Source organism: Acinetobacter sp. XS-4 (assembly GCF_023920705.1).
Lineage (GTDB): Bacteria > Pseudomonadota > Gammaproteobacteria > Pseudomonadales > Moraxellaceae > Acinetobacter.
The window spans coordinates 602106-627362 of record NZ_CP094657.1 but is presented as its reverse complement, the minus strand read 5'-3'; the positions used below and the strand labels follow the sequence as shown (position 1 = coordinate 627362).

Genomic DNA, 25257 nt, shown 5'->3' with positions numbered 1-25257 from the left:
AGTAAACCTTAGATCAGATTAACGCTGATCTAATGGCACCCAATCAATAACCCAAGCCGATTTCATATTTAAACTTGAATCAGAAGTAATTTTCTTACGGGCTGCATCTGCTGTATCACGGTCTTTCGCAGGGCCTACCATAATACGGATTCCCTTGCTAGTTTGGCTGGTAGTTACCTTGTAGCCTTTAGCTCGTAATTTAGAAACAACTGAATCTGCATTTGCTTGGTTAGCAGCCAATGCAACTTGCACCATCCACTTTTTATCACCATTTTCCAGCAGCTCACGTGCTTTTTCAGCATCAGCTTTTTTATCAGCTTCTGCTTTACGTTTAGCCTCTGATGTTTTCTTATCTGCTTCTGCTTTGTGTTTTGCTTCAGTCGCTTTCTTATCTGCTTCTGCCTGACGTTTTGCTTCAGCTGCTTTCTTATCAGCTTCTGCCTGACGTTTTGCTTCAGCTGCTTTCTTATCAGCTTCTGCTTGGCGTTTTGCTTCAGCTGCTTTCTTATCAGCTTCTGCCTGACGTTTTGCTTCAGCTGCTTTCTTATCAGCTTCCGCTTGGCGTTTTGCTTCAGCTGCTTTTTTGTCTGCATCTATTTTTGAAGTATTAGTTGTTTTATTCACCGCATTAGTTTGCTGGTTTTTAGCTTTCGCGTCCCCCACTAACTCTGGTGGAATATTATCTGAACTTTCTTGAGCAGCTGTACGACGTGCATTAATGGCAGCGTACTCTGCTGCGGCTTTACGAGCAGCATCAGCTTCAGCTTGCTGTTGCATGGCTAAAAACTCAGCTGCACGTGCTTCTTGCTCAGCAACCGCTTTTTCACGCGAACGGCGCTGTTCTTCTAGCAAACGTTTTTCTGTTTCAACATCAACCGCTAGAGGTTGTAGTTGTACCATTTGTCCTTCGGTTGCTTGCTTTGGCTTAGTTTGAGTTTTTGGCGATGTGGATGCGGGTGGTTGAACTTCAACCTGTTTTATTTCCTCATTTCCTTTTAGAAGTAATGCTGCCAATAAAACACCACCTCCCAGTAAAACAACACCACCCATCCAGCGTTGTTTGTTATTCATTGACATTCTTCCAAATACTCCCAAATCGCTTCTAAAGTATGAAACGAACCACAGGCCAAAATCAGCTGATTGTTATTTGTTTGCTCAAGCGCTGATTTAAATGCCTCTTTGATATTGCCATATTGTTGTACTGTCTGACCTTGCAAGGCATCATTGAGTTGCTGAATCGGTGCAGCACGCGGCACATTCAACTCAGCAATTTTCCAATGTAAAACAGTAGGTTTCAATAAATCGACTACTGATTTTATATCTTTATCTGCCAGCATTGAAAATACTGCGACAACTTCTGTGTACTGTTTATTGTATTCTAAGAAATTTCGCAATTGCTTTAACAAAAATTCAACACCATGTGGATTGTGTCCGGCATCAAAAATTACTGTTTTTCCTTCAACTTGACGCTGTTCAAAACGCCCTGCTAAACGTGCAGCTCGAATACCTTTTTCTAAAGCAGACTGAGAAATCTCAAGTCCGCTATTTAAAATAGCTGCAACCGCTCCCGCAATATTTTCAATGGCTAAATGACCTAAAGGAAGCTTTAAAGTAGTTCCTTCTGAGGCAAAGTACCAGTTTTGTCCATCATCGGCGAGTTTATAAAAATAATCACGATTAACGGTATATAAGTCTGCTTGCGTACTTTCTGCTTTATCTTGAATTGCTTGAGGTAGAATTTGTTCGCCGGCAAAGACAACTGGAATATTTGGACGAATAATGCCTGCTTTTTCAAAAGCAATTTTTTCGATGGTATCGCCCAACCAGTCAGTATGATCTAGGCCAATATTAGTAATAACTGCAACGTCGGGATCAATTACATTGACGACATCTAAGCGTCCGCCCAAACCAACTTCGAGCACCCATACATCACATTGCTGTTGTTTAAAAATGACAAAAGCAGCCAAAGTGGTTGCTTCAAAAAAAGATAAGCTCAAATCGCAATCGCGACGAGCCTGATCGACTTTAACAAAAGCATCAATCAGACTTTGATCATCGACTTCGACTCCACCTAATTTAACTCGCTCATTAAAGCGATAGATATGGGGCGACTGATATAACCCAACTTTACAACCCTGCTCATTTAAGATAGCAGCTAGTGTGGTTGTAGTTGAGCCTTTACCATTCGTTCCGGCTACTGTAAAAACTTTAGCAGTAGGCTGAGTTACACCCAGCTTTTCTGCAACAGGAATTACACGTTCCAGACCAAGATCTATCCCTGTAACGTGAACATGGCTCCAATAATTGAGCCATGTATCTAAAGAGTCTATTGAAAGTGGAGCTTGTTGATTCAAGGTAAGTTCATCAATTTCGATACAAGTCGAGATACAGTATCACGTAAAGCATGACGATGAACAATCTGATCGATTACACCATGATCAAGCAAATATTCTGCACGTTGGAACGGCTCTTCCAATGTTTCACGTACAGTTTGCTCAATTACACGTTTACCAGCAAAGCCGATCATCGCTTTAGGTTCAGCAATATGAATATCACCCAACATTGCTAAAGAAGCAGTTACACCACCATACACTGGATGTGTTAACACTACGATATAAGGTAAGCCTGCATCTTTTAATCTTTGGATCGCTGCTGAAGTACGCGCCATTTGCATAAGTGACAACATGCCTTCTTGCATACGTGCACCACCAGAAGCTGCGAAACAGATCAATGGTTGACGTTTTGCAATAGCAAGTTCAGCAGCCTGAACAAAACGGTCGCCCACTACAGTACCCATAGAGCCGCCCATAAAGTCGAACTCAAAAGCACATGCAATCATATCTACGCCATTTAAATTGCCTTGCATTGCAATTAGAGCTTCTGTTTCACCAGTTTTACTTTGCGCTTCACGCATACGATCTGGATATGGCTTGGTGTCGACAAACTTTAACGGATCTTTCGCGCTAAACTCTTGTCCTAATTCTGCTACTACATTGTCGAAGAACCAGTTCAAACGATCACGAGCTTTCATACGTAAGTGTTCATCACACTGCGGACAAACATATGCATTGAAAGAGATTGCTGTACGTGTCACTAGAGCATGACATTCAGGGCATTCAATCGTTGGCTCAGTAAATGTTGCTTTGAGAATTTGTTGCTCGTTTGCGACTTCAATACCTGGAACCGGACGTTTTGTCCATGGGGTCGAAGGGCTAAGAACTTTCCCTGATTTCACTTCTTGATTCATACTAACTCATCGAGCGCGGCTCGAAGCTCCTTGACTTTATTCACCGTCTGTTCAACAGCGTCATCCGCTGCCAACGTTGCAAAATTTTTAACGAAAGCACTACCTACAATCACAGCATCAGCAACGCTACCCATTGCTTTTGCTGAAGCGGCATCACTAATACCAAAACCAACACCTACTGGAATATCAGTGGCATTTTTGATTTTTTGAATACGTGCAGCAGCTTCTGCCGTATCTAGTGTTGCGGCTCCCGTTACACCCTTGAGTGAAACATAGTAGATAAATCCACTTGCCTGATTTGCCACATGTTGAATGCGTTGGTCTGTAGAAGTTGGCGCGAGTAAGAAGATTTGATCCATGTCATGTTGCTTCAACACAGCAGCAAACTCTTTTGACTCTTCTGGCGGTAAATCCACCAGTAATAAGCCATCTACACCACACTGTTTCGCATGAGAAACAAACTTCTCGTAACCAATCACTTCAACCGGATTTAGATAACCCATTAAAACAACAGGTGTGTCCTGATCCTGTTCACGAAACTCCTTTACCATATTAAGAGCATCTAATGTGTTAGTCCCTGCTGCAAGCGCACGTTCAGCTGCAAGCGCAATTACGGGACCATCGGCCATTGGATCTGAAAATGGTAAACCAAGCTCAATGACATCTACTCCTGCCGCAACCATTTTATGCAGTAACGGAACTGTTACTTGCGGTTGTGGATCACCCGCCATAACATAAGATACAAGCGCTTTACGTTGTTGGGACTTAAGCTTTTCAAAACGGGTGGCAAGACGTGACATAGGGTTGTGCTTTCCTTGAATTATTTAAAATTGAGGAGTTGTTTGTAGAAATACAAGAACATCGCATTTTAACGCTATTTTTTGTCCATTGAACAGGTCTAACGTTATGGCGATATTCGATTATATGATTCATACAACCCATGGCGTACATTTATCAATATTTTGAAACTTTTCTCAATGATCAAAGCTTCCTATTTTCGAACCATTATTAGATCGTCATCTGCATAGAAAATCGCCAAAAAATGCTATTTCACTGCATTTTTATTTGTTAGCTGTAATTGTTTTTTTCTGGTTAGCAAGGTTTGCCCTGTCAAATTTTTATGGGCGCGTGCAAGTGCCGACTGGTCCGAATATCCTAATTGTTCAGCAATTAAAGTGAGGCTTGCATTTTGGTTGAGTAATATCTCACAGCGCCTCATACGCTCCGCATCTAAAATTAATTTAAATGAAGTGTTTAATGACTGTAGCTGGCGCTGCAAGCTTCGCACTGAAATATTCAACTCGATGGCAATATCTTCTATTTTAGGGGCCTGCTGCCTTTGCTTAAAATATTCATGGACGATCCAATGTATTTGCTGAGCTAAATCTGTATGTATTTTACGCTGAGCTAATGCTTCTTCTGCCTGTTTCACTAAAAGTTGCATTAAGGTTGGGTCTGCATGCTGAGGGCGAATACTTAGCCCCTCACTTGCAAAAGTTAATGCATAGTAAGGTTTTTCAAATGATAATTTGCATTGAAAAAACCGCTGATAGTGCACTAACGGACCACGTGCACGGTGCACGAACTCAACTTGTTGCAAGAGAAAATCATGAAGTGGGGCTATCTGTTTAGCAAGCTGTACCATCGCTGCCAAAGTCAGTTCACAAAGGATGATATTGCTGTCATCAACCAACGGCCAATACAAGCGAATTTTAGAAGCATCTTGCTCAATTTGCATAGGCACCACTTGCTCACCGTCAATCACCAGACGATGAAACTTCATAATATATTCAAGAACCTCCGCAAAACTACCACTTCGGGATGCCATATAACCTAACACTCCAAAATTGGCAGGGGTAATGCAAGTGGCCATTTCCAAAGCTAAATTAGAAACTTGTAGCTGGGATTCAGTTAGCTCTAAAAGCTCAAGAAAAAAAGTTAAAGATGATTGAGCATCAATAGACGAAGCTAAAATATTTTGAACTTGACGCTCCTGAACATCTGTCAGATTTAATGCCTGCCAGTCTATTTCCCTTTCTTTTAAGTAAGTATTCCACAAGTAAAAATAACCATTTGAAATCGTAAAATCCTGCATGGCTCATCCTTTTTTTACTGCCATCTTGTCGCAAACTGTATAAAAATTGGCAATAACTGTCAAAACAAAGCCGACCAGTCGCGACATACTAGTGAACAAGTTAGATGCGAGAAATAAAATATGAACGCACATGTTTCTTATCAGGTCGAGCCAGTGGTTCGTAAAGATCTAGATTTTCATTTAAACGAAGCGCCTCGCTTTTGGTTTAATAATGATCCTTTTTTGACTCGTATGTTTGATGCACTCAGCTTAACCTTTCCTGATGGAGAGCGTTATTTTATCGAATGTGTTCGTATGTTCCGTGACAAAATTGATGATCCAGAACTACAAAAACGAGTTGTGGACTTTATAAAACAAGAAGCTCAACACGGTATTGCTCATGACAAAATGAATCAGCTCATGAAAGAACAAGGTATGCCTGTTGACCAATTCACAGCTACACTAAAAAGAATTTTCCGTTTTGAACTCACCAAACGCTCACCGCAATACAATATTGCAATGACGGCAGCAGCTGAACATTTAACAGCATTAATGGCAGAAACGTTTTATAGCAATAAAAAAACTTTGGAAAATGCCCACCCATATGTTCGAGCACTGTTTGCTTGGCATGCCATTGAAGAAATGGAGCATCGTGATGTTGCTTTTGATGTCATGAAACAAGTGGGTGAGGTTCCTGAGTCGACTCGTCGATTTGTATTGGTTCTTACGACAGTACTTATGTTTGGTTTTACGCTCTATCGCACCAACATCATGTTGAAATGTGATGGCTTTAGTTCTAGAGAAAGACTCTTGATGAGTCTTAAAGGTTTACCTTGGTTCTTTGGTAAAAATGGCACATTAACTGCTATGAAAAGCCAATATTTAGATTGGTTTAAAAAAGATTTTCATCCAAGTCAGCATCCAGTCATTCATCAATACCCAGTTTGGATTGAAACACTCGAAAAGACGAATGATCCTATTGCAGCTGGTGAAGCATTTTGGCAAGCAGGTTTATAACCTGCTTGTTACCATTTTGCATAATGTTGTTCTAATAAACCATATTGTTCATTGCAATTGATTATATCGGTCGCCTCATATTCAATCGTGCCACTAATTTTAGCTTGCCACTGATTGAACTGGCTCCCAATCATTCTCAAATTAATATTTTCATATCTACACCAACCAATATGAACCTGTAGATTAAGCTTTTGATCTAGAGAGCTAATTTTCCAAAGTTCATCATTTACTTTTTCAAATAAAACATCAGTCAGTGGAAATAAAACCCCATTCACCCATAAGCAATTTTCATTACCAAAGCTTTCATTAACCCCTGAAGATAAATTTAAACCAATACGCCGCCCTTGCTCATCCCAGAAGTTACATGAAAGCCAGAACCAAGCCGTTTCAGGTCGCAAAAAACCACATGTATCATCTAAAGATGCAAATGTCTTTTCATCAAATTGGACGACTTGATTTTGTTTATTCATAAACATCCCCTCTACAGCCAATGTGGTCTGCTTTTGGGTATAGGTCCAACCGTTAATTCCTGTCGGTGTACATAAACTTAATATATCGGTTCCAGCACAAAAAATCCGAGCACTAAGTTGAATCTCACCATATTTAGTGACTCGAATGTACCGCACACCATTGGCATGCTGGATATCAAACTGATAAGGCGATTTAGAAAAATAGCTTTGATTAAACAACGGCTGTTCATCTAGATAGGTTTTATGCCCCAAAGGCTGAATTGCATTCCACTCAATGACCTGCTGAGTTTCATGATCATAAATATAGAAAAAACCGTGCCCGACCCAACCGATATCTGCAATCGCTAAACCAATACTATAGTGTTTGTGTTGAATACCGCAGAATTTAAATTTTTTATATTTTAATTGCTTACGCCAGCCTTTAAGGACCTTACCATAAGGCGTTTTATAAATATAATGTTGTACATGAATGGTGGACGGTACAGATTCAAAACGCCCGTAACGAGGCTGTCCATTTTCTTGAATTAAATCCATTATTTATTATCCAGTGATTTCCTATCCATCTATTCAATAATAATAGACTGTTCAGTGACCAATTGGCTACCACATCTGCTTGATCTTCAAATGACTTTTATATTAACAATAAAAAAAGAGCATAGTGAATATACTCTTTTTTCTAATATCTGCCTAAATCTATATACAACCATTTAAACTCTTTGAGAGCCTGTTTAAACAGCTTTGACTGACTCATCAATAAAATTAAAATTCAACTCATAATGTAAGCATAATTCAATTTCTAAAAGTTAAGCGTCATCATCACTCGCTTGCTCAGACTCTGATTCTTGCTCATTACTATCCTGATTTTCCAATTTTTTTTCAGCGATCTTTGCGGCTTCATAGCCTGCAAAAGCACCTGCTGCTTTTTCTAGAAAACCTGCATCTGGATCTAATTTATCGACGCCTTGTTCCGCGATAATTGCACCAGCAATTTTACCTACTTCGTCTAAAAGACCCATTTTTATTACTCCAAAGAGCTTATGTTGAGTCACTAGTTTAAGCAGATGAATTGTAAATAGTGCTACAAAAAAGTTGTGATTTGAGAGAGCTGTACATGGAATCAGCAACTTTTTATATTTTCTTTTTATCTTTAAGCTTTTTTTAAGAAAAATTAGACAATTAAATACGTATTTTCCCAAATTGTTGCAGCAAAATCGCCTTTTATTAAATGAATATAGCGCCCTGCTACACAATCTATCGCTAAGCAGTCATCAATATCAATGACTCGATCTGTGTGTGCTTTTTGCCACTGTTGATCTATAAATTGTTTACCTAATTGTTTTGCAATGACAGCATTTGGTGCAACTACAAACTCATAACGGTGAAGCTCACCGAATTCACGAGCATTATATCCGCCCAGATTAATTAAATATAATTTTAAATCATCTGGTTGTGGAGCAGCATCTGTAAAATGAATTTGATAACTTTTCCCTTGAGAGCTAACTCCAGAGAGCTTGGCCCAAGCATCAATATGTAATCCTTGAGCCTCACCAAACCAAGCCTGTTTAAGTTGAGGATAAACTTCTTCCAAAGTATCTCCTACCGCCATGACAACATCATGAACTTCTGTATTAGCGCGTGCATGACGCCCACCTAACATCACCATAAACAAGCTTGGCATTATAGTTCTCTTACATCTCGACCATTTCTACGCCATCAATGCGTGCAACTGTCATTAAATCTTTATCACCACGGCCTGAAACAGTCGCAATAATAATCTGATCTTTAGACATCGTTGGCGCAAGCTTAGAGACATAAGCCATCGCATGCGAGCTTTCAAGCGCAGGAATAATTCCTTCGATTTTGGTTAAATCACGGAAACCTTGTAGAGCCTCTGTATCATTAATCGGCACGTATTCTACACGCTTCATATCTTTTAAGAAGCTATGCTCAGGGCCAACACCTGGATAATCAAGGCCCGCTGAGATACTGTGCGTTTCAATAATTTGGCCTTGCTCATCACTCATCAAGTAGGTACGGTTACCGTGCAATACACCTACATGACCTGCATTTAGTGGCGCAGAGTGTTTACCAGTTTCAATACCAAAACCAGCTGCTTCAACACCATACATTTTCACATTGGCATCGTTTAAGAACGGATAGAACAAGCCCATTGCATTTGAACCGCCACCCACACATGCAACTAATGCATCAGGTAAGCGACCTGCTTGCTCCAAAATCTGTTTGCGCGCTTCACGGCCAATAATCGACTGGAAGTCACGAACGAGTTGAGGATATGGATGTGGGCCTGCAACTGTACCAATCACATAGTACGTCGTATCAACGTTGGTTACCCAGTCACGCATTGCTTCGTTCATGGCATCTTTGAGCGTTTTAGAACCACTTTGTACAGGTACAACAGTCGCTCCCAATAAACGCATACGATAAACGTTCATGGCTTGACGCTTAACGTCTTCAGCACCCATATAAACAACACACTCAAGGCCTAAACGTGCTGCAATCGTTGCAGTTGCCACGCCATGTTGCCCAGCACCAGTCTCGGCAATAATACGTTTTTTACCAGAAAGCTTTGCCAATAACGCCTGACCAATCGTGTTATTTACCTTGTGTGAGCCTGTATGATTCAAGTCTTCACGTTTAAGATAAATTTGCGCACCACCTAACTCTTTTGACCATCGCTCAGCATAATAAAGTGGACTAGGACGACCTACATAGTAGGCGAGATCGCGGTCGAATTCTGCCAGAAACTGTTCATCATTTTTCATGCGGGAATAAAGATTTTCTAAATCTTCTAATGCCGCCATTAAAGTTTCTGACACAAAACGTCCGCCATGGATACCAAAATGCCCTGCAGCATCTGGGTACTGTGTATAGTCAATCACATTGTTTTGCTGATCCACGTTGGACTCCTTGCATAAATCGTTCAATGAGTTGTTGGTCTTTTATACCTTTTGCGGACTCTACGCCTCCGCTCACATCTACTGCAAAAGCACCGGTAGTATGAATAGCGTCAATGACATTGTCAGGGGTTAAACCACCTGCCAAGATTAAAGGAATATCAAGTTTTGGAAATTTAGACCAGTCAAACTGATGTCCTGTGCCCCCTTTAAGCTCAGGATGCCAAGCATCGAGCAATACAGCACTGGCACCAGCTGCCTGATATTTTTGAATTTCAGCAATTACATCTAGATCAGGTTTAACCTGAATCGCTTTATACCAGCGACGTTTACAGTGGCGAGCTATTTCCTGACATTGTTCTGGAGTTTCGTCGCCATGTAGTTGTAATACATCTAGGGGAACACAATCAAGTACATCCTGAATTTCAGTAGCACTTGCATTAACAAACAAACCAACCATTTGTACATAAGGTGGGATTACTTTTGCTAATTCTTGAACCTGCGCAACTGTCACGTGTCTTGGACTTGGCGGAAAAAAAACAAAACCTATCGCATCTGCTCCAGCAGCAACAACTGGCTGAACATCTTCAATGCGAGTAATTCCACAGATTTTTGCTCGTGTACGTTTTTGGTTTGATGGGCTCATGATCTGCCTAAACTACAACCATTTCTTAAAATAAGCGCCATTGTAATGCAATTTTTGCCCCTTGCGTAAAAGTTCTCTGGGAATTGCTCCAAATGACATTGTATGAAATAAATCGCCACTTTATACTGCGTAAAATTGGAAGCAAGTGTAAGCAATTAATGCTTTAGGGAAGCTGGTGAAAGTCCGGCACTGCCCCCGCAACGGTAACAATGTAAAGCATATTTTTTAAGTCGATATCGACTTACGCCACTGCAGTAATGTGGGAAGGTGAATATGTCCATAACATGAATATGGCGCTGAAGTCCGGAGACCTACTTGTTTCATCTATCTACCCGATCATTCACGTGGGGTGAATGTATGGAGCATGTTATGTCTAAGTCTTTTCAACCTACTCGTCTGGTAGGGGCTATCGCTATTGCGATGGGGTTTTCACCTGTTATTTTTGCTGAAGATACAACGAACGCAACTCAACTTGATCCAATTGTAATCACTGCATCAAAAAGTGCGGAAAAAGCTAGCGAAGTTCCGGCGCGGATTTCTATTATTGAACCTAAAATTGTAGAACAGTCACCTATTGCTGAATTACCACACTTATTAATGAGTGATGCAGCTATTAATATGGTGCAAAGTGGTGGCTTAGGGCAAACATCTTCAATTTTTATTCGTGGTACTAATTCTGAGCATGCTTTGATTTTACGTGATGGCGCACGTCTGAACACTGCCTCAACTGGTGCAGCAAATCTTGCATTTATTGATACCACAGATATTAAACAAATTGAAATTCTGAAAGGACCAGCATCAGTTCTTTATGGTACTGATGCTATTGGTGGTGTTGTACAAATTATTTCAAAGACTCCAGAAAAAACTTCTGCATTTGTAACAGGCGAAATTGGCGAAAATAAAACTTATAAATCGATTGTAGGCGCAGATCTTGCCGAAAACGGATTTTATGCGCAAGTTCGCGGTCAACGTTTAGAGTCTGACGGTTCACGTATCACTGATCTAAAAGGTAATGACATTAAAAAAGCCTCTTATGATCAAAAAGGCTTCAGTACTAAAGTTGGGGTAGAAAAAGAAGATTTCGGGGCATCTGTTGACTACACACAAAATGAAGGAACAAGCCAATACGATACTTTTCGTTATGATGGTTCATTGACTTCTCAAGATTTCAAAAATGAATTACTTAATATTCGTGGTCGTGTAAATCTTAATTCTGATATTTCTATAAATGCAAGATTATCTCAATTTAAAGATGAACTTGATCAAAATGGTTCAAGTGATTTTGTACATAGTACGACAAAAGAAGCAGAGGTTTACGGCAAATGGCAATTCACCTCATCTCAAAATGTATTGGCAGGCGTAACTCATCAAAATATTGATGGCGATGTACTCTCTTATGGCTCACCTTACGATGAAGACGTTAATAGCACAGGCTATTTTGTACAGCACCAATATCAAAATAATGGTTTAAACACTCAAGTTGGTGTTCGTGTAGAAGATAACCAAAAATATGGTACACATACAGTTGCACAAGGTGCTATCCGTTATCAACTTTTACCACTGACAAGTATCTATGCCAACATTGGTTCAGCTTTCAAAGCACCTACCCTTAATGACATGTATGGTTCTGGGGGTAATCCAAACCTAAAACCAGAAGAAAGTATTTCTTATGAGGTCGGTATAGATCAGAAGCTAAACTACAACATTTCAACTGGACTTTCAGCGTATTACACTAAAATTGACAACTTAATTGAATCACGCTGTATAGCTGTATGTAATGGCGATTGGGTAAATACATTCCCTATTTATCAAAATATTAATATCGACAAAGCATCTATGCGCGGTGGCGAAGTTTATGCAAACTGGACTAAAGATGACTTATTTATTAAATCATCTTATAACTATGTTAAAGCCATCAATGATGAAACAGATCAAGATTTATCACGACGCCCTCGTCAAAGCTTTACCTTAAGTACAGGTTTACAAAACGAACATTACGGATTGAGCGTTTCTCTTTCTGCTAAATCTAAAGCAAAGGACTACAACCAAGATACGCCGGGCTATACGACTGTTGACTTTAATGGTTACTGGAATGCTACGCCAAACATTAAACTCTTCACTAATATCCAAAATTTAGGTGATGTGAAATATAAAACTGCTTCCTATGACAAAGGTATCTATTATGTCAACGGCGGCCGCCTTGCGTCAGCTGGTGTGACCTTAAGCTACTAAGCAAAACTTTATTATAAAAATATTTTCTTAACTCCAGTTTCGGGGTAATGTTCTGACCGACATTATCCCCTTTTTTATGTTCAGGATATCCACCATGGGACACCGTTTAAGCAAGATCTATACACGCACAGGCGACTCAGGCACAACAGGTTTAGGCGATGGCTCTCGTGTTGCCAAAGATGATTTACGAATTGCAGCACTTGGTGATGTCGATGAACTTAATGCCATTATTGGGGTACTTCGCGCTCAAATCACAGCGAGTCAAGTGACCAACAAAGCCGATTGGGACAAAAGTCTGAGCCTTGTTCAACATTGGCTTTTTGATTTAGGTGGAGAGGTTTGTATTCCAAACTACAATTTACTTGAACCTGTTTGTATTGAATTTCTTGAAAAAGAAATTGACCGTATGAATGAAGACTTACCGATGCTTAAAGAGTTTATTCTGCCATCTGGCTCTTTAACTTGTAGTTATGCTCATCAAGCCCGTGCAGTTTGTCGCCGTGCGGAACGATCTCTACTGTCGGTACAAACACGTGATCAAAACATTCAAACCACCGCGCTTCAACTTTTAAACCGTCTATCTGACTGGTTGTTTGTTGCATCTCGTGCTTTACAACGTGCTGAAGGTGGACAAGAAGTGCTTTGGCAAAAAAATATTAATGAGATTATTTAAAAATAGATTAGATTAAACATGGTCTCTACTCTTTTGAAGAGACCATCATTAAAATACTTGATAGAAGAAAATTATGCGCATTATTGGTCATCGTGGTGCACGCAAAGAAGCTCCTGAAAATACACTAGGTGGGTTTCAGCACATAAAAAATTTAGGTATTCGTGGTGTCGAATTTGATATTCGTCAGCTTCAAGACGAAGAGTTGGTCGTAATCCATGATGATAATTTTTTACGTACAGCCGGAGTCGACCAAATTGTTGAGCAATCCACTTTGGCTCAAGTGTTGTCATTTGATCATCGTCAAAACTGGCCTGACTGGCCAAATTCAGAGCCAACACCAACTCTCACAGGCGTTTTAAATTTACTTGATAACTTCGATCATATTGAAGTGGAAGTGAAAGCTGTAAGAGACATGGTTTTAGCAGAAAAAATTGTTCAAAAACTTGAGACCGAATTACAAGGTTTTGAGAAAGTCGTCACTATCACAAGTTTTGATCTTCAGATTTTAACTGCCTTACGTGATATAAACTCTCAATTCAAACGTGGATTGTTAGTCGAGCTTCCAGTTGGAGCAACAGCAATTGAACTCGCTCATCAATATGGTTGCTGTCATATTGGGTGGCACGATCAACTCGCAACAGATGAAATGATTCAGCTTTCACAACAGGCCGACTTAAATATTAGTGTCTGGACAGTCAATGATGTAGAAAGAGCAAAAAGGCTCAGAGATTTAGATGTACAAGGGCTAATTACAGATATTCCAACTACAATGTTACAAGTTCTATAAATATAAAAAAGGTGGTAAAACCACCTTTTATTTTTTTTGCGCCTGAATGAGACGTTGCCCACTCTGATCGAGCAGATATAAAGTATTACCCACTAACTGGAAGCGTTGAATACGTTGTAAAGCATCCACCAACTCTGCTTCTTGAGCTAAAGCACCATCGCAACTTAAATGTCCTGCATTAACCTGCATATCAAGTTTTTGCTGGCTAAAATCAAATGTATATCGACCAAAAACTCCGTTACAGCCAGTATGGCCTGATACGGTTTTGATCGCAGAATTTAGAGAAAGAGTTGGCCACTGTGTAAAGAATTTTGCCTTATGGCCACTGACTTGAGTAATCTGCCAATCAATATCTTGAATGCCATCAGGACTCACTCTCTTTTTTACAACAGGAGGTTGAACATGATGAACTGTTTTTTTTGTTTGAACTTTTTTTGTATTTTGATCGGGTGCACTTTGACATGCTGCTAATACAAGACTGATTGTGACCAAGATACACTTCAATGATAATTTTCTTGCAATATCAATGCTGTTCTTTTTTTTCAATCGTTGTACGTTCATTAAACAACTTCTCCTACTTGAAAAACTCTGTGACATAGTTTAAATCTGTTACCGTTCTTTCAATACATCTGTACAATAATGTTAGTGATTCTCACTAAGCACGTGCTAATATGAAGGATAGAATAGCAATATATCTTGATGATTGGTTTTGCTATGTCGTTTTGTCTTTGTACCTTGTCTAACAAGGATTCTAGGAGCGCTGCCGGATATGACTTCCGCCCCACTCAAAGCCCCAATTAACTGGACCGCTAGCATTACCTTAATTGGTTTACCAATTCTTGCCGCAATAATAATCCCGATTTACGCGTATTATTATGATTTTAGTGTAAGCGCATGGGTAAGCTTATTTTTTCTTTTAGCTCTAAGTAGTATGGGGATTACTGCTGGTTATCACCGCCTGTGGGCTCACCGAGCTTACGAAGCGTCGTTACCGCTTAAAATTCTTTTAATGATCGGTGGAACGTTTGCCGTACAAAATAGTATTTTGTTCTGGGCATCTGGTCACCGTACTCACCACAGACATGTTGATCATGTTGATGAAGATCCATATTCAATTGAGCGTGGTTTTTGGTATGCCCATATGGGTTGGATGATCCGCGATCATTCACCATCTGAGCCTGACTTTAAAAATGCACCTGACTTGCTCAATGATAAATTGGTTATGTTCCAGCATAAATACTACGGTTTACTCGTAGTTGCAGTTCATGTTGGAATTTTAGGTTTAATTGGTTGGGCAACTGGCGATTTATGGGGTGTAGTCCTCATTGGTGGTCTCTTACGCTTAATCATTAGCCATCAAGTGACTTTCTTTATTAACTCACTTTGTCATATGTTTGGTAAACGTCCTTATACAGACGAAAACTCGGCACGTGATAATTTCTGGTTAGCTATCGCCACTTGGGGCGAGGGTTACCACAACTATCACCATATCTTCCAATACGATTATCGTAACGGTGTGAAATGGTGGCAATATGACCCAACAAAATGGTTGATTTGGTCTTGTTCTAAACTTGGTTTAGCTAAAAATTTACGTCGTATTCCAAGCTTTAATATTAAAAAAGCAGAACTAGCGATGAAGTTTAAATATGCCGAGCAAGATCTTGCTATCTATGGTCATGATGTAAATGCTGACATTAGTCAAATGAAGCAACGTATTGCACAAGAGTACGAAGCATTTACCCATACTTTAAATGATTGGGCAAAACTTAAAGAACAAGAGTTACAAGTGAAAAAAGCAGCAATGGCTGAAAAGATTCATAGAATGGATCACAAGCTTAAAGTTGATTTTCAATTGCTTGAACACCGTCTAAGTCATCACCGTGAATGTTTAGAAACACTTATGCGTAGTGTTAAAAAGAATACCAACGTGGTGTCTGAGTAAAATAAATTCTGATCAAAAATAGCTCTTTCGGGAGCTATTTTTATGCCTGCTTTTTAACTATGGTATAGTGAAATCCGCTCTCTCTATTTTGCCAAGCCCATGCAATTTAATCCGCTCTACTCTTCACTTCCTTCTAAATTATTTCATGTTCAGCAGCCATCACCTTTACGTGGTGCAAAAGCAGGCCATTTCAATACTGCTTTGGCAGATGAACTGCAATGGTCAGAGGAGGAAAAAAATGCATGGGTTGAAATCTGTAGCGGACAGCGTACTTTCACTGAATTCCCTTCTCTGGCGATGGTCTATGCTGGCCATCAATTTGGACAATGGGCAGGACAACTCGGTGATGGTCGTGGCTTACTGATTGCACAAATACTCAATACAAAAGGTCAAACCATAGATCTACATCTAAAAGGTGCTGGCCCAACACCCTATTCAAGAATGGGAGATGGACGCGCAGTATTGCGTTCTGTCATCCGCGAATATCTAGCTGGACATGCTTTAAATGCTTTAGGGATTGCTTCTAGTCACGCGATAGGTTTTACGACCTCTACTCAAGGGGTACAGCGTGAAAAACTAGAATTGGGTGCAATGCTACTCAGAACATCTGAATGTCATATCCGTTTAGGACATTTTGAATGGATTAATCAGTACGCTCCAGATTTGCTGCCAGAATTCACTCAAAAATGTATTGAATGGCATTACCCTGAGTGCCTAGAAACAGAGAAACCTATTTTATCCTTTGCCAAAAAGGTAATTGAACGTACTGCAATCATGATTGCGAAATGGCAATTGGTTGGCTTTGCTCATGGCGTGATGAATACCGATAACTTAAATATTACAGGTTCAACACTCGATTTTGGTCCATATGGTTTTATGGAGCGCTTCCGTCCGAACTGGATTAATAACCACTCAGATTACCAAGGTCGTTATACTTATCAAAATCAGCCAAGCATAGGCCATTGGAATTTATGGACGTGGTTAAACAACTTAATTCCACTTGCTGAACCTGAACAAAAGGATCAGTTCAAAGAAGAGTTAGCGCGTTGCTTAGAACAATTTGAACCAACTTTTATTGAACATTACACAACTGGTTTATGTCAAAAAATGGGACTTCCCCATTTCCATAAAGACAGTCTTGATTGTAGTTTTGCATTTTTAAAAATCTTACAAACTGAACAACTCGATTACACTCAGAGCTTTATCCGACTTCAAAATAAAGAATATAAAACTCTACGAGATGATTGCCTTGATCTTCGACAGTTTGATGAGTTTCTTAGCCAATATCAAAGTATTCGTGAACATCAAGATACTGATGAACTTGATGCAAAGATGCAGGAAGCAAATCCGATTTATATTTTACGTAATCACATGGCTCAGCGTGCTATTGAAGCTGCGGAACGTGATGATTTTAGCGAAGTAGACCGCTTGTTTAAGCTGCTTGATCAGCCATATACAAGACAACCAGAGCTGGAACAGCCACAAGATTTAGGTCCGTTACCAAGTGACGTACCAGACGTAGCAGTCAGCTGTTCTTCTTAATACTTTAAAAACTAAAACTCTCTTAAGTCACTTAAGAGAGTTTCTTAAACATCAAAGAATAATATATGAAAATTAGACCTATCATTATTTGTACACTTCTTATAGTTCCACTCGGAATCGCTTTTTATAATTATGAAAAATATTTACCAACTTTTACGCCAAGCCATCAAGCGCTTTCAAATAAAGAGATCTTAGAACTCATCAAGACAAAGCCCGTCACCTCAATTGAAGTGTTTAAAAGTCAATGCATACTTCTGCTCAAGAGTAATCAGGATGTGATTCGTCGTTATCCTATACGTCTTGGCTTTAATCCCAAAGGACATAAACACTTTGAAAATGATGGAAAAACACCTGAGGGGGTCTATTCTATAGATTGGCGCAATTCACAAAGTGCGTACTATAAATCGTTGCATATTTCCTATCCCGATACGAAAGATATTGCTTATGCCAAGCAACATAATCAACCAACAGGTGGAGATATCATGATTCATGGATCAGTTCCAAAATCCTTTTTGTCTATGCCTTTTAGCTCGACTTATATGCCACATAAAGATTGGACATTAGGATGTATTGCAGTTAGAAATGCAGATATAGATGAGATTTGGCAATTCGTACCAAATCATACGAAGATTACTATTTATCCATAAAATCTTTAAAACTATCCACATTTTCTGTGGATAACATTGTGGTTATCCACAGAATAACTTTCGCCTGTGTTTTACTCTTCAGGATATTCGAAGCGGTAACCTACACCGTAAACAGCTTGAATCCATTCATGACGGTTACCAGTTTCAGCCGCTTCACTAATTTTTCGGCGCAAGTTTTTGATATGGCTGTCAATTACACGATCGGCAACATCAAAACTATCTGGATTAATATGATCCAATAATTGTGCACGTGAATATACTTGCCCTACATGCTCTAAAAATAGCTCAAGTAAGCGAAATTCGGTTGGCGTTAAGCTCAATGATTTTTGTTGATACCAAATTCTTTGCTGCGCTTTATCAATTCGAAAAGAATCGTTTTGTTCAGGTTCTGCCTTCCGCTCTAAACGGCGTAAAACTGCCTGTACACGAGCAACTAACTCTTTTGGGCTAAATGGTTTACATACATAATCATCAGCGCCCATGTTGAGACCTAATACACGGTCAATTTCCTCTGTACGGGCAGTGACCATAATAATTGGTAAATCTGACTGTTCACGAACTTTACGGCAAATGGTCAAACCATCCATTCGTGGAACCATTAAGTCCAGAACCATTAAATTAGGTTTACGTTGCTGGAAACTCGCATAGGCATCTTGACCATCATGAAACATACTTACTTCAAAACCGGCAGCTTCAAGATAATCACGCACTAAATGCGCTAATTCGACTTCATCTTCAACCAACATCACATGTTTCATGAGATATTTTTCCTTTTATATTTAACTCTGCTTTTTAAAAGTGAGCACACAACGTAAACCACCTAACGGTGAATGTTCAAAACTGAGTGTACCAGCAAGCGCCTGCGCAATTTTACAAGACAAAGCCAAGCCTAGCCCTGTTCCACCTGTACTACGCGTACGCGAATCATCTACGCGATAGAAACGTTCACCTAAACGGGATAACTGCTCATCGTTTAAACCAAATGGGCTGTCATCAACATACAAAGTCCACTCCTGCGGAGTTTGAGCCGTATGAATATGAATTTTGCCACCTGTTTCTGTGTAACGAATACTATTACTAATTAAATTAACAATAATCTGTTTAAAGCGATCACGGTCTAATAATAGCGGAGAACTTGTTCCTTCAACCTGAATTTCGAGACCAGCCTGCTCAAGTTTAGGTTTAAAGTTTTCTACTTCCTGCAATACTACTTCCCATGGATTGATAGAACTCAAATAACATTTAAGCTGCTGGGCATCTGCCTGTGCCAAGTCTGCAAGGTCCTGGGTCAATTTTTTCAGGCTTGAAACCTGACGCATCATTGCATCTAGATGTTCAGGAGTCGCTTTTCGAATCCCGTCTTGCATTGCTTCAATTTGTGCTTGTAATACTGCCAGCGGCGTTTTTAACTCATGAGAAGTATCTGCTACCCATTGACGTCGCGACTCTTCATGCTGATGTAAAATTTCTGCCAAATGGTTCAATTGAGTTGATAAATCGCCCAATTCATCATTTCGTTTAATAACCACTTGATGTTGATAATTTCCTTTCGTTAATTCATTAGTTGCATTTAATAAACGCTGAATCGGCTTTTTAAAATAAGTCGCCATTAATAGCGCTGCAACTAAACTTGAAAGTAAAGTTAAAGCATAAATTAAGAGTAAATAGCGCTTTTGATTACTAAAGAAATTAATACTCAAAGCATCTTCTTTATCTAAAACAGGTTTTAAACCTAAATATCCAACCACTTGATTGTTTAAGATAATCGGGCGAAATGACATCTGATCTGAAGAAGGCGGTTCACCCACAACAAACTGGTGCCGTGCATCATATAAAGATAAACGAGAACTTAAACCCAAACGGTCGGGCAAAGCAATAAAACGCTTCTTACCATTTTGAGTTTCAATATCTTTTAAGCTCCCCTTCTTTGACTTGTTTTTATCATCACTTGAGCGAAATTGGTTTGCACTTAAAGGGAATCTTAGCCCTTCAAAGGGTTGATATTGAGAGGGTAAATTTTTCTCAAGCGTTCTTAGCTCTTCATCACTAAAAATAGTATTTTTATTTGTCGGCGCCACTTGAGGTGAAATATTAATGAGGGCATGTTCATCGAAAGAATGCTGTTGTATCGCAATGTCATATTGACGACGAAGCCACCACTGTGAGAGACGATCGTAGTCATCGGGAGCCGCGGTTCCTTCAATTTGTAAAATCTGTGCCTGAATCGCATTCCCCCAATCATGGTACACCGTATAGACATTGCCCAGATTGGTAATAAGGCGGTCGAGCTTCTGCATTTCAACGTCGGCCACATATTTGGCAAAGTTCTTTTGCATTGTCCAATGTAAAACGCTCAAGCTTGCAGTCGCAATAAGCAATGTGGTGAGCAAGACTGTCAAAAATAACCGTAATGCAATGGGAACACGTAGAACGTTCAAAAGCACTCTCTCATTTTTACCCTATATTTGGCATTGTAACCAACAACGAAAAGAAAAACTCTCCATTGTTTCTACATCTTTATTATCTAATCTTTAAGGCATCGGTAAACACAACATTAAAAGGCTTTAAATATGAAAATGACGGCAAAAATTGCATTATTCAGTGCGGCAATTGTAACAATGGGAAGTTTAGCGGCGTGTCAATCAACAACTCAACCGCCTAAACCTGAGCGTGGCATGATGCAAGATGGCCCACGTGAAGGCCACCACCGAATGAAACATCGTGAGTTCACACCAGAGCAAAAAGCAGCATGGGAACAACACCGTGCTGAACGTCAAGCTCGCTTTGAACAAATCCAAAAGGCATGTGATGGCAAGGCCAACGGACAAGCAGTAAATGTTCAAGTTGGCGATAAGACACTTGAAGGTACTTGTAACCTTCGTTTTGAACCAAAACGCCCTCAACCACCAGTTAACGCTCCAGCTCCTGCATCAGCTCAAGCAAAATAATTTTAAAAACTAAGAAACAAAAAGGCGCCTCTAGGCGCCTTTTTGTTTATACATAACTGTTTACGATTTTGACTATTTGTATCATATAAACATAACCAAAAGTGTTTACACTCAAAGCACTTACATAGTTTAAGTATTTTTTTCTTGACTTTGCAGTCACAAAGTAAAGGTCCTGAGGTGCTTGTACAGTTATGCAAGTTGTTGCACGATGTAATAGTCCAAGGTGCCTCATGGCACATTCTCATAGATTAAGATTATAACTCTGGTTTCACCAGTATTGAGGAACCCGATATGCCACAATACAAAGCGCCCTTACGTGATATGCAATTCGTTTTGCATGAATTATTAAATGCTGAAGAACACTATGCAAAATTACCTGATTTCCAAGGTAACGTAAGCCGTGAATTGGTTGATCAATATTTAGAAGCTGCGGCAGACTTTTGTGAAAATGAACTTTCTCCTTTAAACCAAGTTGGCGACCGCGAAGGTTGTACTTGGAATGATGGTGTAGTTACCACTCCAACAGGCTTTAAAGAAGCTTATCAAAAATATATTGAACTTGGCTTCCCGTCTTTATCAGCAGAAGAACAATACGGTGGTCAGGCTTTACCTAACTCTTTAGGTATTGCAATTTCTGAAATGGTTGGTACAGCAAACTGGTCTTGGGGTATGTACCCTGGCTTGTCTCACGGAGCTGTACGTACATTAGAACATCATGGTTCTGATGAACAAAAAAATACTTATTTACCAAACCTTGTTTCAGGTGTTTGGACAGGTACGATGTGCTTAACTGAATCTCATGCAGGTTCGGACTTAGGTATTATCCGCTCTAAAGCAGAACCAAATGCTGACGGTAGCTATGCAATTTCTGGCGAGAAAATCTTTATCTCTGCTGGTGAACATGACATGGCTGAGAACATCATCCATATCGTTCTTGCTCGCCTACCAGGTGCACCAAAAGGCACCAAAGGTATCTCATTATTCATCGTTCCTAAATTCCATGTAAATGCAGATGGTACTGTGGGCGAGCGTAATGCAGTCCGTTGTGGTTCTATCGAACACAAAATGGGTATTCATGGTAACGCGACTTGTGTCATTAACTTTGACCAAGCTAAAGGTTACTTGATCGGACCTGAAAACCGTGGTTTGAACTGTATGTTCACCTTCATGAACACAGCACGTATTGGTACTGCTGTTCAAGGTTTAGCAGCATCTGAATCATCTTTCCAAGGCGCGTTAACTTACGCAAAAGAACGTTTAGCAATGCGTTCACTTTCTGGTCCAAAAGCTCCAGAAAAAGATGCAGACCCAATTATCGTTCACCCTGCTGTTCGTAACATGCTTTTAACTCAAAAAGCGTTTGCTGAAGGCGGCCGTGCACTTGTTTACTTACTTGCTCAATATGCTGACATCGTTGAAAAAGGCGAAACAGAAGAAGAGCGTAAGTTTGCTGACAACATCTTGTCTTTATTGACTCCAATTGCAAAAGCATTCTTAACTGAAACAGGTTCTGAATCTGCTAAGCATGGTGTTCAAGTCTTCGGTGGTCATGGCTTTATTTCTGAGCATGGCATGGAACAAATCGTACGTGATACACGTATTGCATGTTTGTATGAAGGTACAACTGAAATTCAGGCACTTGATTTGTTAGGCCGTAAAGTATTGCAAACTCAAGGTGCAATGCTGAAAGACTTTACAAAAATGGTTCACAAATTTGTTGAAGCAAATAAAGACAACGCTGCCATGAAAGAATTTGTTGAGCCGCTTGCAGCTCTTAACAAAGAATGGGGCGATCTCACCATGCAAATTGGTATGCGCGCAATGCAAAACCCAGATGAAGTAGGTGCTGCTGCTGTAGATTACCTCTACTTCTCAGGTTATATCACTTTAGCGTATCTATGGGCTCGCATGGCACTTGTAGCGCAAGAGAAATTGGCCGAAGGTACGACCGATGTTGATTTCTACAATGCGAAAGTTACGACTGCTCGCTTCTACTTCAAAAAAATCTTGCCACGTGTTCGCTCACATGTTGATGTGATTGCAGGTGGTCTAGATCCATTGATGTCATTAGATGCTGAACATTTCGCTTTCTAACCATAGTTAGTTGCGATATGCAATGTTAAAAAACAAAAAAGGACTGCTCAGTTTTGACGGTCCTTTTTTTATAAAATCAATGATAAATTTACACTTTAAATTCCATATCCATTTCGCTTTACAGGATATCTAGCACAGGCCAATGTGCACAAAAAAGGTGAACGATTATGCCAATTTACAATGCTCCTTTAGCTGATATGAAATTCATCTTAAATGATGTATTTAAAGCAGAACAATTTTGGCAGTCTAATGAGAAACTCGCTCATGTAGATGCTGCAACAGCTGAAGCAATTTTAGAAGAAATGGCTAAATTTGCTCAGAACGTGACTCATCCATTAAACCGTACCGGTGATGAAGAAGGCGCTCGCTATGAAAACGGCGAGGTGTTCACACCAGCTGGTTTTAAAGATGCATTCCGTCAATATGCAGAAGGTGGTTGGATTGGCTTAGGTGCCGATGAAGAATGGGGCGGTCAAGGCATGCCAAAAATGCTCACCGTTCTTTCTGATGAAATGTTATTTGCAACTAACCCATCATTCATGCTCTACCCGCTTCTTTCTGTGGGTGCAGGCATGGCTTTAAACAGCTATGCATCTCAAGAACAAAAAGAAACTTACTTACCTAAGATTTATTCAGGTGAATGGTCAGGCACGATGTGCTTAACCGAGCCACATGCAGGTACTGACTTAGGTATTATTAAAACTAAAGCAGAACCTAATGAAGATGGTACTTATAACATTACAGGTACTAAAATTTTCATTACTGGTGGTGACAATGATTTAGCAGAAAACATTATTCATTTAGTACTTGCTAAGACTCCAGATGCCCCTGCGGGTTCACGTGGTATTTCTTTATTCATCGTACCAAAGTATTTGGTGAATGAAGATGGTTCATTAGGTGAACGCAACCTAGTTGGCCCAGGTTCTATCGAGCATAAAATGGGGATTAAAGCGTCTGCAACTTGTGTGATGAACTTTGATGCAGCAAAAGGTTATCTTGTTGGTAAAGAAAACGAAGGTCTTGCTGCCATGTTTGTCATGATGAACTACGAACGTTTATCTATGGGTATCCAAGGTTTAGGCGCATCTGAATTTGCTTATCAAAATGCAGCGCAATATGCGACTGACCGCTTACAAGGTCGTAGCGCAGCTGGTGTTCAATCACCAAATAAACCTGCTGACAGCATTTTAGTCCATGGTGATGTTCGTCGTATGTTGTTAAACGTACGTGCAAACAATGAAGCATCACGTGCTTTTGCAGTCTATGTAGGTCAACAGCTCGATATTACTAAGTTCTCAACTGATGCCGAAGCTGTGAAAAAAGCCAATAATCGCGTTGCGCTTTTAACACCAATTGCTAAAGCTTACCTCACAGATACTGCATTCCAAGCAACTTTAGATGCTCAAATGGTGTTTGGTGGTCACGGTTATATTCGTGAATGGGGTATGGAACAATGTATCCGTGATCTTCGTATTGCTCAAATCTACGAAGGAACGAACGGCGTTCAGTCTCAAGATTTAATTGGTCGTAAAACCATTAAATGTGGTGGTGCGTTCATTGCTGAATATATTACTGAAATTCGTGACTTTGCAAATGACTTAGACACCGATTTGAACTTCATTAAAGATGCAACTTTAGATGCTGCAACCGAAATCGAAGCAATTACTCAGTTTATTATTGAACAAGCTGCTGAAAACGTAGACTTCCCAAATGCCGCTGCTGTTGATTATTTACATGCAGTTGGCCTACTTAGCTTCGCGTTTATGTTTGCGAAAATTGCAGCGGCAGCAAAAGATAAGTCTGGTGATTTCTACCAAAACAAACTTGCTTTAGCTCAATACTTTGCTGATCGTATCTTGCCGGATATTGATGCACGTATTGCTAAAATTAAAGCGGGTTCTGACTTAATTATGGGCTTCAGCGAAGACTACTTCACGAATCAAGCTTAATTAAGTTCTTTATAAAAAAGCGCCTGAATATTCAGACGCTTTTTTATTTTGTATTTACTATTTCCATTGGCATG

23 protein-coding genes and 1 riboswitch are annotated in these 25257 nt (G+C 39.8%); of the genes, 10 read left to right on the top strand and 13 right to left on the bottom strand.

Translation table 11 applies throughout. From position 1 onward, the window contains the following. Positions 1 to 18 precede the first annotated feature (18 nt). The 5 genes from MMY79_RS03090 to MMY79_RS03070 all read right to left on the bottom strand — a co-directional run bounded on the left by MMY79_RS03090 (position 19) and on the right by MMY79_RS03070 (position 5342). Positions 19 to 1077 carry an SPOR domain-containing protein gene (locus MMY79_RS03090; RefSeq protein WP_252611927.1) on the bottom strand — a complete coding sequence of 353 codons (1059 nt, stop codon included), beginning with the start codon at positions 1075 to 1077 and terminating at the stop codon, positions 19 to 21. Then, positions 1068 to 2354 (bottom strand): bifunctional tetrahydrofolate synthase/dihydrofolate synthase, encoded by a 1287-nt coding sequence (folC, locus tag MMY79_RS03085; RefSeq protein WP_252611925.1) that lies wholly within the window; start codon positions 2352 to 2354, stop codon positions 1068 to 1070. Before folC ends, MMY79_RS03090 begins: the two co-directional genes overlap by 10 nt. Next, positions 2351 to 3247 (bottom strand): acetyl-CoA carboxylase, carboxyltransferase subunit beta, encoded by an 897-nt coding sequence (gene accD / locus MMY79_RS03080; protein ID WP_252611923.1) that lies wholly within the window; start codon positions 3245 to 3247, stop codon positions 2351 to 2353. Before accD ends, folC begins: the two co-directional genes overlap by 4 nt. After that, positions 3244 to 4047 (bottom strand): tryptophan synthase subunit alpha, encoded by an 804-nt coding sequence (gene trpA / locus MMY79_RS03075; RefSeq protein ID WP_252611922.1) that lies wholly within the window; start codon positions 4045 to 4047, stop codon positions 3244 to 3246. Before trpA ends, accD begins: the two co-directional genes overlap by 4 nt. 245 nt (positions 4048 to 4292) lie before the next feature. After that, positions 4293 to 5342: an AraC family transcriptional regulator gene (locus tag MMY79_RS03070; RefSeq protein ID WP_252611921.1), complete on the bottom strand. Its 1050-nt coding sequence runs from the start codon at positions 5340 to 5342 to the stop codon at positions 4293 to 4295. A gap of 120 nt (positions 5343 to 5462) precedes the next feature. Here MMY79_RS03070 and MMY79_RS03065 point away from each other — a divergent pair, with 120 nt between their 5' ends. Then, complete coding sequence (locus tag MMY79_RS03065; RefSeq protein WP_252611920.1) at positions 5463 to 6338, top strand: metal-dependent hydrolase; 876 nt, start codon at positions 5463 to 5465, stop codon at positions 6336 to 6338. A gap of 8 nt (positions 6339 to 6346) precedes the next feature. Here the strand turns inward: MMY79_RS03065 and MMY79_RS03060 are convergent, their stop codons facing one another. From MMY79_RS03060 to MMY79_RS03040, 5 genes are all read right to left on the bottom strand, one after another. After that, the gene (locus tag MMY79_RS03060) at positions 6347 to 7342 is read right to left on the bottom strand and encodes a DUF2804 domain-containing protein (protein ID WP_252611919.1); all 996 of its coding nucleotides are present in this window, start codon (positions 7340 to 7342) and stop codon (positions 6347 to 6349) included. 269 nt (positions 7343 to 7611) lie between these two features. Further along, positions 7612 to 7824, bottom strand: a complete 213-nt coding sequence (locus tag MMY79_RS03055; protein WP_252611917.1) for a hypothetical protein — start codon at positions 7822 to 7824, stop codon at positions 7612 to 7614. A gap of 152 nt (positions 7825 to 7976) precedes the next feature. After that, positions 7977 to 8486: a DUF1543 domain-containing protein gene (locus MMY79_RS03050; protein ID WP_252611915.1), complete on the bottom strand. Its 510-nt coding sequence runs from the start codon at positions 8484 to 8486 to the stop codon at positions 7977 to 7979. 10 nt (positions 8487 to 8496) lie between these two features. Beyond that, entirely contained in the window at positions 8497 to 9726 is a 1230-nt protein-coding gene (gene trpB, locus MMY79_RS03045) for a tryptophan synthase subunit beta (protein WP_002116129.1), read from the bottom strand. After that, entirely contained in the window at positions 9701 to 10369 is a 669-nt protein-coding gene (locus MMY79_RS03040; protein WP_252611912.1) for a phosphoribosylanthranilate isomerase, read from the bottom strand. The genes trpB and MMY79_RS03040 overlap by 26 nt, the downstream gene beginning before the upstream one ends. A 126-nt stretch (positions 10370 to 10495) precedes the next feature. Further along, positions 10496 to 10703, top strand: a riboswitch (cobalamin riboswitch). A 35-nt stretch (positions 10704 to 10738) separates the two neighbouring features. Between MMY79_RS03040 and MMY79_RS03035 the strand changes: the two genes are divergently transcribed. From MMY79_RS03035 to MMY79_RS03025, 3 genes are all read left to right on the top strand, one after another. Further along, on the top strand, positions 10739 to 12601 hold the full coding sequence (locus MMY79_RS03035; protein ID WP_252611910.1) for a TonB-dependent receptor: 1863 nt from the start codon (positions 10739 to 10741) through the stop codon (positions 12599 to 12601). 94 nt (positions 12602 to 12695) lie between these two features. Beyond that, positions 12696 to 13274 carry a cob(I)yrinic acid a,c-diamide adenosyltransferase gene (locus MMY79_RS03030; protein WP_049838110.1) on the top strand — a complete coding sequence of 193 codons (579 nt, stop codon included), beginning with the start codon at positions 12696 to 12698 and terminating at the stop codon, positions 13272 to 13274. Between the two features lie 73 nt (positions 13275 to 13347). Next, positions 13348 to 14061 (top strand): glycerophosphodiester phosphodiesterase family protein, encoded by a 714-nt coding sequence (locus MMY79_RS03025; RefSeq protein ID WP_252611908.1) that lies wholly within the window; start codon positions 13348 to 13350, stop codon positions 14059 to 14061. Between the two features lie 27 nt (positions 14062 to 14088). On the opposite strand, the gene MMY79_RS03020 is transcribed toward MMY79_RS03025, so the two are convergent. Next, entirely contained in the window at positions 14089 to 14622 is a 534-nt protein-coding gene (locus MMY79_RS03020) for an META domain-containing protein (RefSeq protein ID WP_252611906.1), read from the bottom strand. Between the two features lie 208 nt (positions 14623 to 14830). On the opposite strand from MMY79_RS03020, the gene MMY79_RS03015 reads away from it, so the two are divergent. From MMY79_RS03015 to MMY79_RS03005, 3 genes are all read left to right on the top strand, one after another. Further along, the gene (locus MMY79_RS03015) at positions 14831 to 16003 is read left to right on the top strand and encodes an acyl-CoA desaturase (RefSeq protein ID WP_252611904.1); all 1173 of its coding nucleotides are present in this window, start codon (positions 14831 to 14833) and stop codon (positions 16001 to 16003) included. A gap of 99 nt (positions 16004 to 16102) precedes the next feature. Then, complete coding sequence (locus tag MMY79_RS03010) at positions 16103 to 17545, top strand: protein adenylyltransferase SelO family protein (protein ID WP_252611902.1); 1443 nt, start codon at positions 16103 to 16105, stop codon at positions 17543 to 17545. A 65-nt stretch (positions 17546 to 17610) separates the two neighbouring features. Continuing rightward, a complete protein-coding gene (locus tag MMY79_RS03005) occupies positions 17611 to 18192 on the top strand; it encodes a L,D-transpeptidase family protein (protein WP_252611900.1) in 582 nt (193 codons plus the stop codon). A 71-nt stretch (positions 18193 to 18263) separates the two neighbouring features. Here the strand turns inward: MMY79_RS03005 and MMY79_RS03000 are convergent, their stop codons facing one another. Both MMY79_RS03000 and baeS read right to left on the bottom strand, forming a co-directional pair. Next, entirely contained in the window at positions 18264 to 18950 is a 687-nt protein-coding gene (locus MMY79_RS03000; protein ID WP_003655179.1) for a response regulator, read from the bottom strand. A 21-nt stretch (positions 18951 to 18971) separates the two neighbouring features. Next, positions 18972 to 20630 (bottom strand): sensor histidine kinase efflux regulator BaeS, encoded by a 1659-nt coding sequence (baeS, locus tag MMY79_RS02995; protein ID WP_252611896.1) that lies wholly within the window; start codon positions 20628 to 20630, stop codon positions 18972 to 18974. Positions 20631 to 20762: 132 nt separating this feature from the next. Between baeS and MMY79_RS02990 the strand changes: the two genes are divergently transcribed. The 3 genes from MMY79_RS02990 (at position 20763) to MMY79_RS02980 (ending at position 25183) form a co-directional block, all read left to right on the top strand. Then, positions 20763 to 21140: a hypothetical protein gene (locus tag MMY79_RS02990; protein ID WP_005309618.1), complete on the top strand. Its 378-nt coding sequence runs from the start codon at positions 20763 to 20765 to the stop codon at positions 21138 to 21140. A gap of 291 nt (positions 21141 to 21431) precedes the next feature. Further along, positions 21432 to 23234, top strand: a complete 1803-nt coding sequence (locus MMY79_RS02985; RefSeq protein ID WP_252611894.1) for an acyl-CoA dehydrogenase C-terminal domain-containing protein — start codon at positions 21432 to 21434, stop codon at positions 23232 to 23234. Positions 23235 to 23401: 167 nt separating this feature from the next. After that, entirely contained in the window at positions 23402 to 25183 is a 1782-nt protein-coding gene (locus tag MMY79_RS02980; protein WP_252611892.1) for an acyl-CoA dehydrogenase C-terminal domain-containing protein, read from the top strand. Positions 25184 to 25257 lie beyond the last annotated feature (74 nt).

Excerpts from the sequence above, each read along its gene's own strand:
- MMY79_RS03055 (WP_252611917.1), bottom strand. The coding sequence starts at position 7,824 with ATGGGTCTTTTAGACGAAGTAGGTAAAATTGCTGGTGCAATTATCGCG.
- MMY79_RS02985 (WP_252611894.1), top strand. The coding sequence starts at position 21,432 with ATGCCACAATACAAAGCGCCCTTACGTGATATGCAATTCGTTTTGCAT.
- trpA (WP_252611922.1), bottom strand. The coding sequence starts at position 4,047 with ATGTCACGTCTTGCCACCCGTTTTGAAAAGCTTAAGTCCCAACAACGT.
- MMY79_RS03015 (WP_252611904.1), top strand. The coding sequence starts at position 14,831 with ATGACTTCCGCCCCACTCAAAGCCCCAATTAACTGGACCGCTAGCATT.
- MMY79_RS03090 (WP_252611927.1), bottom strand. The coding sequence starts at position 1,077 with ATGTCAATGAATAACAAACAACGCTGGATGGGTGGTGTTGTTTTACTG.
- MMY79_RS03050 (WP_252611915.1), bottom strand. The coding sequence starts at position 8,486 with ATGCCAAGCTTGTTTATGGTGATGTTAGGTGGGCGTCATGCACGCGCT.
- accD (WP_252611923.1), bottom strand. The coding sequence starts at position 3,247 with ATGAATCAAGAAGTGAAATCAGGGAAAGTTCTTAGCCCTTCGACCCCA.
- MMY79_RS03010 (WP_252611902.1), top strand. The coding sequence starts at position 16,103 with ATGCAATTTAATCCGCTCTACTCTTCACTTCCTTCTAAATTATTTCAT.
- MMY79_RS03030 (WP_049838110.1), top strand. The coding sequence starts at position 12,696 with ATGGGACACCGTTTAAGCAAGATCTATACACGCACAGGCGACTCAGGC.
- MMY79_RS03025 (WP_252611908.1), top strand. The coding sequence starts at position 13,348 with ATGCGCATTATTGGTCATCGTGGTGCACGCAAAGAAGCTCCTGAAAAT.
- MMY79_RS02980 (WP_252611892.1), top strand. The coding sequence starts at position 23,402 with ATGCCAATTTACAATGCTCCTTTAGCTGATATGAAATTCATCTTAAAT.
- MMY79_RS03070 (WP_252611921.1), bottom strand. The coding sequence starts at position 5,342 with ATGCAGGATTTTACGATTTCAAATGGTTATTTTTACTTGTGGAATACT.
- MMY79_RS03005 (WP_252611900.1), top strand. The coding sequence starts at position 17,611 with ATGAAAATTAGACCTATCATTATTTGTACACTTCTTATAGTTCCACTC.
- MMY79_RS03000 (WP_003655179.1), bottom strand. The coding sequence starts at position 18,950 with ATGAAACATGTGATGTTGGTTGAAGATGAAGTCGAATTAGCGCATTTA.
- MMY79_RS03020 (WP_252611906.1), bottom strand. The coding sequence starts at position 14,622 with ATGAACGTACAACGATTGAAAAAAAAGAACAGCATTGATATTGCAAGA.
- MMY79_RS03040 (WP_252611912.1), bottom strand. The coding sequence starts at position 10,369 with ATGAGCCCATCAAACCAAAAACGTACACGAGCAAAAATCTGTGGAATT.
- MMY79_RS03060 (WP_252611919.1), bottom strand. The coding sequence starts at position 7,342 with ATGGATTTAATTCAAGAAAATGGACAGCCTCGTTACGGGCGTTTTGAA.
- MMY79_RS02990 (WP_005309618.1), top strand. The coding sequence starts at position 20,763 with ATGAAAATGACGGCAAAAATTGCATTATTCAGTGCGGCAATTGTAACA.
- MMY79_RS03035 (WP_252611910.1), top strand. The coding sequence starts at position 10,739 with ATGTCTAAGTCTTTTCAACCTACTCGTCTGGTAGGGGCTATCGCTATT.
- MMY79_RS03065 (WP_252611920.1), top strand. The coding sequence starts at position 5,463 with ATGAACGCACATGTTTCTTATCAGGTCGAGCCAGTGGTTCGTAAAGAT.